The sequence below is a fragment of the Pseudomonas sp. QS1027 genome (assembly GCF_002814235.1).
Classification (GTDB): domain Bacteria; phylum Pseudomonadota; class Gammaproteobacteria; order Pseudomonadales; family Pseudomonadaceae; genus Aquipseudomonas.
This window is the reverse complement of the sequence record NZ_PHSU01000027.1, coordinates 54,103-67,149: the sequence shown is the minus strand read 5'-3', so window position 1 is coordinate 67,149 and position 13,047 is coordinate 54,103. Positions and strand designations below refer to the sequence as shown.

Annotated in this window: 11 protein-coding genes and 1 tRNA gene; 6 read left to right on the top strand and 6 right to left on the bottom strand. The window is 61.0% G+C overall.

Annotated features, from left to right (window positions below; genetic code table 11):
* Positions 1-110 precede the first annotated feature (110 nt).
* Together CWE01_RS22990 and CWE01_RS22985 are read left to right on the top strand one after the other, a co-directional pair.
* On the top strand, positions 111-1,109 hold the full coding sequence (locus CWE01_RS22990) for a response regulator (protein ID WP_100942841.1): 999 nt from the start codon (positions 111-113) through the stop codon (positions 1,107-1,109).
* Between the two features lie 3 nt (positions 1,110-1,112).
* Complete coding sequence (locus CWE01_RS22985) at positions 1,113-2,066, top strand: diguanylate cyclase (protein ID WP_100942840.1); 954 nt, start codon at positions 1,113-1,115, stop codon at positions 2,064-2,066.
* A gap of 26 nt (positions 2,067-2,092) precedes the next feature.
* Here CWE01_RS22985 and CWE01_RS22980 read toward each other — a convergent pair whose 3' ends face one another.
* From CWE01_RS22980 to CWE01_RS22970, 3 genes are all read right to left on the bottom strand, one after another.
* Positions 2,093-3,991, bottom strand: a complete 1,899-nt coding sequence (locus CWE01_RS22980) for a methyl-accepting chemotaxis protein (protein ID WP_177410508.1) — start codon at positions 3,989-3,991, stop codon at positions 2,093-2,095.
* 376 nt (positions 3,992-4,367) lie between these two features.
* Complete coding sequence (locus tag CWE01_RS22975) at positions 4,368-4,568, bottom strand: hypothetical protein (protein WP_100942838.1); 201 nt, start codon at positions 4,566-4,568, stop codon at positions 4,368-4,370.
* A 42-nt stretch (positions 4,569-4,610) separates the two neighbouring features.
* Positions 4,611-6,509, bottom strand: a complete 1,899-nt coding sequence (locus CWE01_RS22970) for an MAC/perforin domain-containing protein (RefSeq protein WP_100942837.1) — start codon at positions 6,507-6,509, stop codon at positions 4,611-4,613.
* Positions 6,510-6,829: 320 nt separating this feature from the next.
* Here CWE01_RS22970 and CWE01_RS22965 point away from each other — a divergent pair, with 320 nt between their 5' ends.
* Together CWE01_RS22965 and CWE01_RS22960 are read left to right on the top strand one after the other, a co-directional pair.
* On the top strand, positions 6,830-7,330 hold the full coding sequence (locus tag CWE01_RS22965) for a hypothetical protein (RefSeq protein ID WP_256579404.1): 501 nt from the start codon (positions 6,830-6,832) through the stop codon (positions 7,328-7,330).
* A 151-nt stretch (positions 7,331-7,481) separates the two neighbouring features.
* Positions 7,482-7,556: transfer RNA gene (locus CWE01_RS22960), tRNA-Gln, on the top strand.
* 21 nt (positions 7,557-7,577) lie between these two features.
* Here the strand turns inward: CWE01_RS22960 and CWE01_RS22955 are convergent.
* Positions 7,578-8,051, bottom strand: a complete 474-nt coding sequence (locus tag CWE01_RS22955) for a helix-turn-helix domain-containing protein (protein ID WP_100942836.1) — start codon at positions 8,049-8,051, stop codon at positions 7,578-7,580.
* A 114-nt stretch (positions 8,052-8,165) separates the two neighbouring features.
* Between CWE01_RS22955 and fabF the strand changes: the two genes are divergently transcribed.
* Positions 8,166-9,434, top strand: coding sequence for a beta-ketoacyl-ACP synthase II (gene fabF, locus CWE01_RS22950; protein WP_100942835.1), 1,269 nt, complete (start codon positions 8,166-8,168; stop codon positions 9,432-9,434).
* 14 nt (positions 9,435-9,448) lie between these two features.
* Here fabF and CWE01_RS22945 read toward each other — a convergent pair whose 3' ends face one another.
* The gene (locus tag CWE01_RS22945) at positions 9,449-10,345 is read right to left on the bottom strand and encodes a DMT family transporter (RefSeq protein WP_100942834.1); all 897 of its coding nucleotides are present in this window, start codon (positions 10,343-10,345) and stop codon (positions 9,449-9,451) included.
* A gap of 93 nt (positions 10,346-10,438) precedes the next feature.
* Here CWE01_RS22945 and CWE01_RS22940 point away from each other — a divergent pair, with 93 nt between their 5' ends.
* Positions 10,439-11,770: a PLP-dependent aminotransferase family protein gene (locus CWE01_RS22940; protein WP_100942833.1), complete on the top strand. Its 1,332-nt coding sequence runs from the start codon at positions 10,439-10,441 to the stop codon at positions 11,768-11,770.
* A 357-nt stretch (positions 11,771-12,127) separates the two neighbouring features.
* On the opposite strand, the gene yghX is transcribed toward CWE01_RS22940, so the two are convergent.
* Complete coding sequence (gene yghX, locus CWE01_RS22935; RefSeq protein ID WP_100942832.1) at positions 12,128-13,015, bottom strand: YghX family hydrolase; 888 nt, start codon at positions 13,013-13,015, stop codon at positions 12,128-12,130.
* Positions 13,016-13,047: the final 32 nt, after the last annotated feature.

The following is a 13,047-nucleotide window of genomic DNA, read 5'->3' as shown; positions in this document are numbered from 1 at the left end:
TATCGGACGTAGTTCTCAATAAAACCTGTACGTTGAGCATGTTTTGTAAAAGTTATGGCATCATGCCATTAATGCTTTCCCTGATACCCCAATAAGATGAGCACCGGTCTGTGTCAGTGATTCCCCTACTTGTGTGTGATGACTCCAACATGGCCCGTAAGCAGGTTTTACGGGCGCTGCCGGCAGACTGGCAGGTCTCGATTACCCAGGCCAGCGATGGTCGACAGGGGATGGATGCCATCCGCAAGGGGTTGGGGCAAGTGGTGCTGCTCGACCTGACCATGCCGGAAATGGATGGCTACCAGGTGCTTTCGGCGATCCGTGCCGAAGGTTTGCAGGCACAGGTGATCGTGATCTCCGGTGACGTCCAGGAAGAGGCCGTACGCCGGGTGCACGAGTTGGGTGCGCTGGCGTTCCTGAAAAAACCCTTCGACCAGGACGAACTGCGCGAGACCCTCGACCGGCTGGGGCTGCTGAATGCCCCCGGCCAGGCGCAGTTGGCTGCTCGCCCTGAACCAACGGCTGAAATCAGCTTTCGCGATGCCTTTCGCGAAACGGTCAACGTCGCCATCGGTCGTGCGGCGGCACTGATTGCCAAGGTGTTGGGCGTGTTCGTGCACTTGCCGGTGCCGAACGTGAATATCCTCGAAGTGGGCGAGTTGCACATGGCGCTGATGGATGCCGGCAACGGCAACCAGCTCACCGCCATTTGCCAGGGCTTTATCGGCAGCGGGATTGCCGGTGAAGCCTTGCTGATGTTCCATGACTCGGAAATCGCCGACATGGCGCAGTTGATGCAGCGCCAGGGCACCGAGTATTCGGACCTGGAAATGTTGCTGGACCTCTCCAGCGTGCTGATCGGCGCGTGCCTGAGCAGTATTGCCGAGCAGATCGACGTGGTGTTTTCCCAGGGCCACCCGCAGATTCTCGGGCAACACGCGGCCATCGACGAACTGATCCGGGTCAACCAGCAGCGCTGGAAAAAGACCCTGGCGGTAGAAATCAGCTACAGCCTGGAAGGGCACGATATTCATTTCGACTTGCTGTTGTTGTTCACGGAAGACTCCATCCAGCGGTTGACCGACAAACTCGCCTACCTGATGAGCTGAGCCATGAACGACACTCTCGATCTGAACGAGTTTCACTGGTTGCTGGCGATTGTCCAGAGCATCGACGTCGGCGTGGTGGTGCTGGACCGCGACTACTGCGTGCAGGTCTGGAACACCTTTATGGAAAACCGTTCCGGGGTGCAGCCCAAGGACGCCAACAGCCAGTCTTTCTTCAGCCTGTTTCCCGAAGTCGATCGCGAGTGGTTCAGCCGCAAGGTGGAGAGTGTCGCGACCCTGGGCACGCCGGCGTTCACCATCTGGGAGCAGCGGCCTTACCTGGTGCGGTTCAAGAACTACCAGCCGATCACCGGCCAGGAAGACTTCATGTACCAGAACACCACGTTGCTGCCGTTGCGCTCCACCAACAGCACCATCACCCATATCTGCCTGGTGATCTATGACGTCACCGACGTGGCCACCAACCGCCACCAGCTCCAGGCGGCGAATGCCAAGTTGCAGAAACTCTCCAGCACCGACCGCCTGACGGGCCTGTACAACCGTGGGCATTGGGAAGAAAGCCTGAAGGCCGCCTATGCCCGCAACCAGCGCTATGGCAATGCCACGAGCCTGGTGATGTTCGACATCGACCACTTCAAGCGGGTCAACGACACCTATGGCCACCAGGCGGGGGACAAGGTGATCGAGCACGTGGCCGATCTGGTCCGCGAGCATGTGCGCGACAGCGACGTGGCCGGGCGTTATGGCGGCGAGGAGTTTGGCGTGGTGCTGTCGGACACCGACAAGGCCGGCGCACGCTTTTTTGCCGAGCGCTTGCGCAAGGCCATCGAAGACCTGGAAGTCGTGCATGAAGGGCAGAGTATCCGCTTCACCATCAGCCTGGGGGTGGCCGACCTGAGCCTGCCTTCAATCAGTCACGCCGACCTGATCGCCTGGGCGGACCAGGCCTTGTATGCGTCGAAGAAGAACGGGCGCAATCGGGTGACGGTTTACGAGTAAACCGACCCGATCGGCCACGCCATTCCTCAGAGTGTGAATCTTCCTACCAGCGTCTGCAGGTGAGCCCCGAGCCGGGCGAGTTCGACGCTGGACGCCGCGGTTTGCTCGCTGGAGGCTGCGGTCTGTTCGGAGATCTCACGGACACTGGTCACGCTTCGGTTGATCTCTTCCGCCACCGCGCTTTGCTGCTCGGCAGCCGTGGCGATCTGGTGGTTCATCGACTCGATGGCCTGGACCGACTGGGTGATACCGTCCAGTGAGGCGCCGGCCCGGCGAGTGAATTCGACGCTGCTTTGTGCCAGTGTGCGGCTGCTCTCGAGGCTGCTGGCGACCTTTTCGGTGCCGCTGTGCAGCCCGCTGATCAGTTGTTCGATTTCTTCGGTCGAGGTCTGGGTGCGTTGTGCCAGGCTGCGCACCTCATCGGCCACTACCGCAAAGCCGCGCCCGGCTTCCCCGGCCCGCGCTGCTTCGATCGCGGCGTTCAATGCCAGTAGATTGGTCTGCTGCGCGACGGACTTGATGACATCGAGGACACTGCCGATCTTGTCGCTTTCCTGTTTGAGGTCGCCCATGGCCGTGGTCGAGTGATTGACCTCATGGGCCAGTTTGTCGATCTGGTTCATGGCCTGGCCGAGCACCTCGCCACCTTCGCGGGCTTCACGGGTTGCGCTGACGGCGGCGCTGGAGGCCTGTTCGGCGTTGCGCGCAACCTCCTGGACCGTTGCGGCCATTTCGTTCATGGCGGTGGCGACCTGATCGGTTTCCTGGCGCTGGTTGTTTACTCCGGCACTGGTTTGCTCAGTGACCGCTGATAGTTCCTCGGCGGCGCTGGCAATCTGTACGACGCCTTCACGCAGGCCACCGATCAGTTCACGCAGATTGAGCGTCATGCGCTGCATGCTCAGTTGCAGCGCGCCGAGTTCGTCGCGACGGGACACCGTAACGTCACCGCTCAGGTTGCCGGCGGCCACGCGTTCGGCCCGACGCAGGGTTTCCGCCAGCGGGCCGACGATCAGGCGGGTGATGGTCCAGGCCGCGATGATGCTGAGCAGCAAGGTCGCCAGAAAGGCACCTGCCAGCCAATTGCGGGCGTTGAGGACGTCAGCGAGGCGCTGTTCGGCCTGGTTCTGCGCCAACTGCTTGCTCGCTGCAAAGAGAATGGCGATGTCATCGTTGAGCAGCGCTTGGATTTTCTCCGCCCTGATCTGGGCTTCGGCGAACTGGCCGACGGTGGCGCGATAGCCAGCCATCGATTGTTGCAGGCGCTGTAGGCTTTCAGGCTGGGCCGATGGCAGCAACTCGTTGAGGGTCTTTATATAAGCGCCGGCCTGGTCGATGGCCTCTTTGGCCGGTTGTTCAAGCTCGGCTTTCAGGCTGTAGCTGTAGCCCCTGAGCTGAAACCGCGCTTGCTGGACCAGCATCTGCGCGGTGACGACTGCGTCGATCTGGGCCTGATTGCCGCTCGCCGATGCAGCGCCGTCCTTGAGCTTTTGCAGTTCGGCCACGGCGGCGTCGGCATGATTGCCAAACACGGCGCGCGTAGCATCGCGGGCCTGGATGGCCTGGCTGAAATCGTTGAAGTGTGTGCGATAACGTTTGACCGAATCGTTGGCGGATTCGATCTGCGCAAGATCTCGCGGGGCTACGAAGGTCGAGCGGTTCTCGGCAAGGTGACTGTCGAGACTGTCCAGGAGCTTGACCACGTTCGCGGCATGCTGTGGGTCGGCGGTCAGTGTGTAGGACAGGCGCCCGATACGTACGTCCTTGGCCAGATCGTTCAGCTTGGCGATATCCAGGATTCGGTCACTGCGGTTGCTCAGTGACTGGATCCCCAGCCAACCGGTCATTGCAATCAACAGGGTCAGCAGTATGACCACGCCGAATCCTATGGCGAGCTTGGTCCTGACGCTGATGTTTTCCAGCATCCTGTTGATGGGTGCAAGCATTGAGCAATCTCCTCCATATCAAACCGCAAGATCAAACCGCAAGTATGAGGGCTTTTCCGCCCTCTGACAGGTTAGATCGGCCGGAACACTCAAAGCTTGATGTGTGGAGACGGGGCGCACTGGTGAGTCATCACCACGGGACGGTACCGTCGTGCCCCCATACGTTCATACGATTGGCGCGGCGATTAGTGAACGGATAAGCACAGTGCGGATCATCGCAGCAGTTCTCGCAGCGGCTAATGCCAGTCAGCCAAGCTGACTGGCATTAGCCATCAAGAGCCGGTTCTTGAAATCCCCGTCTGTCGACGAAGTGGCTGGCCGTCTCCGTCCTTCACGGCACCTGGAGCGCTTGCGGTCAGGTCGGCCAGATCGTGGCTCGGGTCGGCTGGCTGTCGAGAGGGTATTTGTAGTCCTTGGTGTCCGAGGCCTCGATCTTGAAGTGCTTCAATGCATCGGCCACCCATACGGCAGAGAGGTCGTGATTGGCATATTTCTCTTTGCTGCAGTAGGTAATGCGGGTCGATTTCTGCAGAAACGACTGGTATCCCTTAGGCATTTCAATGTTCCTTTTCAAATAGGGGGGCGGAGCAAACAGGGGTCAGAGCACACGACTGACTTCACTTGGCGACCAGCGCAGCTCTGTGTCCTCGCTCCGGTACGACGCCACTTTCACGCGCCGATCTTCAAAGGCACGCAGGTCCCAGCTCGGCTGGTAAGACAGGCACAAAATAAAGGGGTAGCGCAGGTCCCACAGGTTGATGTCGAGATTGGGGGCGAAGGGGCGCAGCACGGCTTCCGCCTTTTCGGCCGCTCCGCCACTGTCCCATTGCAGAACGCCGCAGGTCTGGGCGTTGATCAAGTAGAAAGGGTGCATGCCGTATTTTGGCCCTGCCGGCTGCGCGTACCACAGTGCCTGGCTGGCATCACCCGCACTATCGTTTTCCAATATGATGCGCTCCGGGACATGAGGGTCGACGGCGATCTGCCAGGTGCTCCAATGTTGGCTGCGGAACTTCAGGAAACGGATCGCTTCCCCCTGGAAGATATCGTTGCAAGTGACCTTCGCCGTACCGTCTTCATGGGTATGGAGGTCAGCGGAAATCTGAAGCTCCAGCCGCAGCGTTTCCCCCGGATTGCCGAAGCCGATCACGTAGGCATCCCCACCCTTGTCCTGGAAGGTGCCGCTGCCGTAGCCGATCAGCCCATAGCTGACGCCGGCATAGGGGCATGGCACGCAGCGAAGGGAATCATCGCGCCAGCGATGCAGTGTCGCCTCCGAGCCGCCGCATTTATGCCTGAGGAAAGCGATGATGTGATCCGGCGGGCTGTAGCGGCTTTCCCGTGGCCAGAATTCCGTCGCCAGCAGTACGATGGCGCGCTCGAGTCCCATGGATTCGACACCGGACTTGAACGTATTCCAGAACTGGTTGATGTCGGACACGGCGCTACCGATAGCGGGGGCCGCGAAATACTCTTCCCGTCCCTCCAGCGTCTTGCGGTCGATCACGCGTACCTTGATACCGGGCCTGCCGACGGCACCGGCGGCCGATTCTTGCCGTGTCATGTTGCCGACGGTAAGGCTACTGTAAGCCCAGGTCGAATGGACGTTCAGGTTGCGGCCCAGATAGTGGTCCAAGGCCGTCTGTGCCGCGATGCGTCGCTTGTCGTCGGCAATGAAAGCGTAGACCGGCTTGAATTCCCGTCCGACGACGACCGGTTTTTCCCCGACGGAAGTCACCCAATCGTTCGTCTTGTCGGCATACCTCACCGGCTTCGTGAAGATGGCGTCGGAGAAGATGTTGTTGTTGCCGCCCTCAGTGGTGACTGAGGCTTCACGGCTCTCCATGTACTGCTTGCGCTCGACCGTATCATCGATCGAACCGTCAGCCTTGAAGAAGCTGCCGTACTCGGCCTCCAGCTCGACCTTGATCTTTTCGAGCTCCGTCACTTTGGATTTCTGCACCAGGACCTGGAAGTACAGATTGCCGCCCAGAGAGATCGAGGTCACCACGTCGGTCCCGAACATGTCGAAGAACCTGTAGAATTTATGCGCTTCTTCGTGGTTGAACAGCGTAGGCAGGCGGTCGACTTCTGCGCTGAACTTGGACGAAAGCACCGCGGCCGAGACCGCGTCGAGCTTCGCGCCGCCGAAGACCAGGCGCAGGGTCCGCACGGCGGCCGTGTTGTCTTGATGGGAGGTGTATTTACTTTCAAAGTTGAAGTGAAATTCGGCGGAAAATTTGCCATAGCTGGCAGTCGTATTGAATTCGAGCTTTGTTTCGCGACGATAATCCAGAATCGATTTGTAGAACGATGAGTAATCTTCGCGACGTGTGTCTGTGTGCCGCTGGATGCCTGCGCTGGATGCCGGATCAAATACGCGTTCTCTCGGTGGCTGGGCTGCGCTGAGGCGGTTTCGACCATGGCCGAGATCGCCGTTGAGCTTCTTGTAATCCGCAGTTTTGATGACTTTGGCTGTGTCTATTTCGCCATTCATGGCTTGCTCCTGCCCAGTGGTTGGTTAATTGATCATTGCGTCATTGAGTTGGGTCTTGGCCTTATCGGGGCGAGTCAATATGGGGGCGGTGGCACTCATGGCGCCAGGCCATGGCGGGATCACTTCGGTATCAGTTCGGTATCAGACGCAACGATGAGAAATGAGTGAGCCGCCGCCCTGCGCCGATGGGGCGAGGGCTGGGCTTCGCCAGAGGACCTTATCCAGGCGCAATGGCTAAGCGTTCAGGGGCAGGAGTGCTTACACAGCCGCTTCTGCTCTGGCTGCGATGTGCGAGACGATGTGCTGATCAGCGACTTTGATTGAATGAGCACGGTTCCAGCTATGGCCCGGCCGTCTGTGCGTTGAATCAATGGTCGCTGGAAGACATGGTGTCGGCCTATCACCTGTCGAAAGCCGAGTGCATCAAGCACCTGCTGGTACTGGAGCGGATGGGCCTGGCTGACCTGAAGCCGGGAAACCGAATCAGGCTGCTGGTCGCACGGGATTTTGACTGGCTGCCGGACGGACCTATCCGGCACTTCTTTGTACAGCGGGGGCTACCCGATTTTATGGCAAGCCGCTTCGACGTTGCCGACGAGACCCTGGACTTTGCCCATGGCATGTTGACGAAGGCCGCGTACGCCCAGTTGCAGGTCGAAATGCACAGGTTGCGCGGCAAACTGGCAGCGCTTCATAGCGAATCCCTGAGCGCACCCTTGTCCGAGAAACGCGGCACGGCGCTGCTGCTGGCCATGCGTGTCCGGGAGCCACAGGCGTTCAGAAAGCTCAAACGGACGGTGGCCGACCGAGGTCAAGAATAAGTAGCTGTTTTTAAAACAAATTTGTTCGCCTTGGGACTTCCCAGACGCTGCGAAAGTTGATAAATTTCCGCGCACTCCTGCAGTGACCCTTCTCGGGTTCGCAAGCTGCAAGATCAACAAGCGAGTGTTCAGCACTCGTCGCAACAGCTACAGGGGCGTCGCCAAGCGGTAAGGCAGCAGGTTTTGATCCTGCCATGCGTTGGTTCGAATCCAGCCGCCCCTGCCATTTTCCTTCTCGTACCTCAGATCATCCCAGCCGCTGACGCATCTGCTCACTGGCCGCCGGCCCGGCCTGCACTGTGCTGCGGTTCAACGGTACCGCACGCCCATCGGCGATATCCGCCATCATCAATTGCAACGGTCGTCCGCTCTCGCGTTCGACGATCTGCACGCTTTCGCCTTCCGGCGCGTAATGGCGATTGCCCCATTCGACAAACGCCATCAGCACCACGCGAAAATCCTCGCCCTTGGCGGTCGGCACATATTCATGGCGCAGCGGACGCTGGCTGTAGGGCACGCGTTCGAGCAGGCCCGCCTCCACCAGTGCATTCAGGCGCCGGGTCAGCATGTTAGGGGCAATTTCCAGGCTGCGGGAGAATTCGTCGAAGCGCTTCAGACCATGCAGGGCGTCGCGCATGATCAGGATATTCCACCACTCGCCTACCCGCTCAAGGCTGCGGGCAACCGGGCATTCGGCATGGCTCAGGGTTTTGCGTTGCATGGTGGCTCCTGTCGGGGCGCTCGGATATTTGTGAGGCAGGTATGTTACTTTCATGATGATAGTAGCGTCCACAAGCCATTACCTCACTCAAGAAACGGAAGGAGTTGGATCGTCATGAGTAAACGCATCGTCGTCACCGGCATGGGCGCACTGACCCCGTTGGGCTGTGGAGTCGAACAGGTCTGGCAGCGCCTGCTGGCCGGACAGTCCGGTATCCGACAGTTGCCGGCGGAGTTGATCGGCGACCTGTCGATCAGTATCGGCGGCCAGGTCCAGGACCGTGCCCAGGACCCGGAAGCCGGCTTCGATCCGGATCAACTGCTGTCCGCCAAGGAGCAGCGCAAGATGGACCGCTTCATCCTGTTCGCCCTGGCGGCGGCGGATGAAGCCTTGGCCCAGGCCGGCTGGGCTCCTGACTCTCCGCAGGCGCAGGAACGCACGGCAACCATCATTGCCTCGGGTGTCGGTGGTTTTCCCGCCATTGCCGAAGCGGTGCGCACCACGGACAGCAAGGGACCGAAGCGTCTGTCGCCGTTCACCATTCCTTCGTTTCTCAGCAATATGGCGGCCGGTCACGTCTCGATCCGCTACGGTCTCAAGGGGCCACTGGGTTCTCCGGTGACCGCCTGTGCCGCCGGCGTCCAGGCCATCGGCGATGCGGCCCGGATGATCCGTGCGGGGGAGATCGATGTGGCGGTCTGCGGTGGCGCGGAAGCGTGTATCCACCGGGTCAGTCTGGCCGGGTTCGCGGCGGCCCGGGCACTTTCAAGTGATTACAACGAGACGCCGCAGCTCGCCTCCCGACCCTTCGATCAGGCTCGCGATGGTTTTGTCATGGGAGAGGGCGCCGGCCTGTTGGTGATCGAGGAGTTGGAGCATGCCCTGGCGCGCGGTGCCAAACCGCTCGCCGAGTTGGTGGGTTATGGCACCAGTTCCGACGCCTACCACATGACGGCCGGCCCGGAAGATGGCGATGGTGCTCGTCGCGCCATGCAGCAGGCACTGCGCCAGGCCGGTATCGAGCCGTCCCAGGTCCAGCACCTGAATGCGCACGCGACCTCGACGCCGGTGGGCGACAAGGGTGAGTTGGCGGCGATCAAGGCGGTGTTCGGGACAGCGGGCGGTCCGGCCATCAGTTCGACCAAATCCGCCACCGGGCATCTGTTGGGTGCTGCGGGAGGGATCGAGGCGATCTTCACGATTCTGGCATTGCGTGATCAGGTGGCGCCGGCGACGCTCAATCTGGATAACCCCGATGAGCTCGCCGAAGGTCTTGATCTGATTCGTGGTCAGGCCCGGCCGTTGCCCATGGAGTATGCGCTCTCCAATGGCTTCGGTTTTGGTGGGGTCAATGCCAGCGTGCTGTTCAAGCGCTGGGGGTAGGGCGATAGCCTGGCCTACCTTGAGCATTTCCTTGCGCCGGCCACGCAGAGGATCACGGCCACCGTGACCCCCAGCATGCCCAGGCTGACGTGCTCGTGCAGTAAAGTCGCCGCCAGGGCCAGGCCGAAAAACGGCTGCAAAAGCTGCAACTGGCCCACGGCGGCAATGCCGCCCTGGGCCAGTCCGCGATACCAGAAAACAAAACCGATCAGCATGCTGAACAGCGAGACATACGCCAGGCTCAACCAGGCCGGTGTGCTGATCCCCGTGAACGAGGCGGGTGCCAGCAACCCCGTCAGCACGAGCATCACCGGTAGCGACAGGACCAGCGCCCAGGAAATCACCTGCCAACCTCCCAGCGTCCGGGAGAGTTTCGCCCCTTCGGCATAACCCAGGCCGCAGACCAGCACCGCCAGCAGCATCAGGAGATCGCCCCGGGGCGAGGCGCTCAGCCCCTGGGACACGGCGAACCCCACCACCAGCAGACTGCCCAGCACGGAAAAGAACCAGAACACCGGCCGCGGCCGTTCGCCACCGCGCAGGACACCGAAGACGGCGGTCGCCAGCGGCAACAAACCGAGGAAAACAATCGAGTGCGCCGAGGTCACGTACTGCAAGGCCAGCGCTGTCAACAATGGAAAGCCGAGCACCACGCCGATGGCCACCACCACCAGGGAAAGCAGTTGGCTGCGGGCAGGGCGCTTTTCCCTGAACAGCAACAGCAGGCATAGCGCCAGCACCCCGGCAATGCTCGCCCGAGCGACGGTCAGAAACACCGGGTTGAACTCCAGGACCGCCACCCGTGTCGCGGGCAGCGAGCCGCTGAAGATCAATACACCGATAAATCCATTGAGCCAGCCACGGGCGCTGCTGGCGATCGCCGGGGTGTTCAGGGGCGAGGCTCGTTCCATTTTCTCTTCACGCTCAAGGTTCGGGTTGCTTGAGGCGCATGCTATGACTGAGTATTGATACAATCAAAATATTGTCATGGATACATCTGCCCCATGCCTCGTTCCCGGTACAAATCACTGGTTGACGTTTTTGCTGCCGATATCCGCTCGGGCCGCTTGCCGCCTGGCGCTCGCTTGCCCACCCATCGCCAGTTGGCCGCCACCCATGGTCTGGCCCTGGTGACGGCCAGCCGGGTCTATGGGGAGCTTGAAGCCATGGGCCTGGTCAGCGGGGAAACGGGGCGCGGCACCTTTGTCCGGGAGACGTCGCTGCCCTCCGGCCTGGGTATCGACCAGCCCGACGTTGCCCGGGGGATGGTCGATCTCAATTTCAACTATCCCTCGTCGCCGGGACAGGCCGAGCAGTTGCGCACGGCCTTGCGCCAGTTGGCGTTGTCCGGCGACCTGGAGTCCTTGCTGCGCTATCACCCCCATGCCGGGCGTCTGCACGAACGGGCAGCGGTCGCCCGTCACCTGGCGGCGCGGGGGCTGAGGGTGTCGGCCGAGCAGGTGCTGATTGTCAGCGGTGCCCAGCATGGTTTGACGGTGATCCTGATGGCGTTCCTGCAACCCGGCGATGTGATCGCCGCGGATGCCTTGACCTACCCGGGATTCAAGGTGTTGGCGCAGGCGCTGCACCTTGAAATAGTGCCGATTCCCGTTACCGACCAGGGGCCGGATCTCGATGCCCTGGAACAGCTCTGCCGCAGCCGCCCGGTGCGTGCCGTCTACAGCATGCCGACCCTGCACAACCCGATGGGCTGGGTGATGGCAGCCGATCAGCGTGAAAAACTGGTATCGATTGCACGTCAGCATGATCTGTTGATTATCGAGGATGCGGCCTACGCGTACCTGGCGGAGAAAGCGCCGCCGCCGTTAGCCGAACTGGCGCCGGAGCGGACCCTCTACGTTTCCGGCCTGTCCAAAAGCGTGGCCGCAGGCTTGCGGGTGGGATTTGTCGCGGCGCCGCTTCCACGGGTGGCGGCTCTGGAGCGCACCATCCGGGCGACCACCTGGAACACCCCGGGGGTGTTGACGGCGATTGCCACCGCCTGGATCGAGGATGGCACCGTCGCCAGGCTCGAGGTGCAAAAGCGCAAGGACGCCCAGGCCAGGCAGGCCCTGGCCGACGAGTTGCTGGCCGGCCTGCGCAGCGTTCGCTATCCGTCTTCGTTCTTTCTCTGGTTGCCCCTGCCGGAAGAGGTACGGGCCGATCAGATCGCCATGGCGCTGATGCGCGAGCAGATTTCAGTGTCCACCGCCGAGCCTTTCGCGACCTCCGTACATGTGCCCCATGCGATCCGCCTGGCGTTGGGTTCCGTGGACATGGAGACCCTTCGGGTTGCACTGGTGAAAGTGCAACGGCTGCTCGGGCCGTTGTTCTGATCCGTATTTTTCATCGTCATCTGCCTCTGTAATGTATTCGGCCCACGACCGACAATGAACCTACGGATCAGCCTTCTGCAGATGCCCGGGGCTACAGCCTGTGATGCCGGGCCACGGACCTCTGTTTGCTCTGCTCCGTAAACTCATTACGCAATCCGCGTTATGCGCTGACCTTATAGTTGAGGAGGCCTTATGGCCAAGATGGCGATGTTCCTGGGTGGATTTCTCATACTGACAATTGCGATTGGCCTCCTGGCCACGATTTCTCCGACATAGGCGGCGCTAGGGGCGTGTCGCACAATCGGTTGAAAAGGCCAGGTCCTTTTGTGCTCCTACAGGGGCGCGGCGCTTTCCGGGTCAGACCAGGTAGCGCCGAAACCATCCCAGGGTCCGGTCCCAGGCCAGCTTGGCGGCCGCCTCGTCATACCTCGGTGTGGAGTCGTTGTGGAATCCGTGGTTAACCCCGGCGTAGATATGCGCTTCATAGACTTTGCCGGCGGCTTTCAGGGCCTGCTCATAGGCGGGCCAACCGTCGGTGATGGCCTTGTCCAGTTCGGCGTAGTGCAGCAGCAAGGGCGCCTTGATTCGTACCACCTCTTCGGCCTTTGGCTGACGGCCATAGAAGGGCACGGCGGCGCTGAGTTCCGGATAGGCCACGGCGGCGGCATTGGCGACTCCGCCGCCATAGCAGAAGCCGGTGATGCCGACTTTGCCGGTGGTGCTGTCGTGTTGCATCAACCATTCGATGGCGGCGAAAAAGTCATTCATGAGCTTTTCCGGGTCAACGGTCAGTTGCAGCTCCCGGCCTTTTTCGTCATTGCCGGGATAGCCGCCGACCGATGACAGGCCATCCGGGGCCAGGGCGATAAATCCGGCCTTGGCCACGCGCCGGGCCACGTCTTCGATGTAGGGATTGAGGCCGCGGTTTTCATGCACGACCACCACTGCCGGCACCTTGCCACTGGCCTTGGCCGGACGCACCTGATAGGCACGTACTTGCCCGTTGCCTTTGGGGGAAGGGTAGGTGATGTATTCGGCGATGATATCCGGGTCGGTAAACGGCACCTGCTCGGCCAGCGCATAATTCGGGCTCAGAGCCGCCAGCAGGCTGCTGGCGGCCAGGCCACCGAGGGTGAACTTTGCCGCACGATCGAGAAACTCCCGGCGGTTGATCTTGCCGTGGACATAGTAGTCGTACAGCTCAAGCAGTTCAGGGGCAAAGTCTTTCGCGGTGAGACGTTCCATCGGGGCGCTACCTTTCGAGTGGTCCGGGTTCG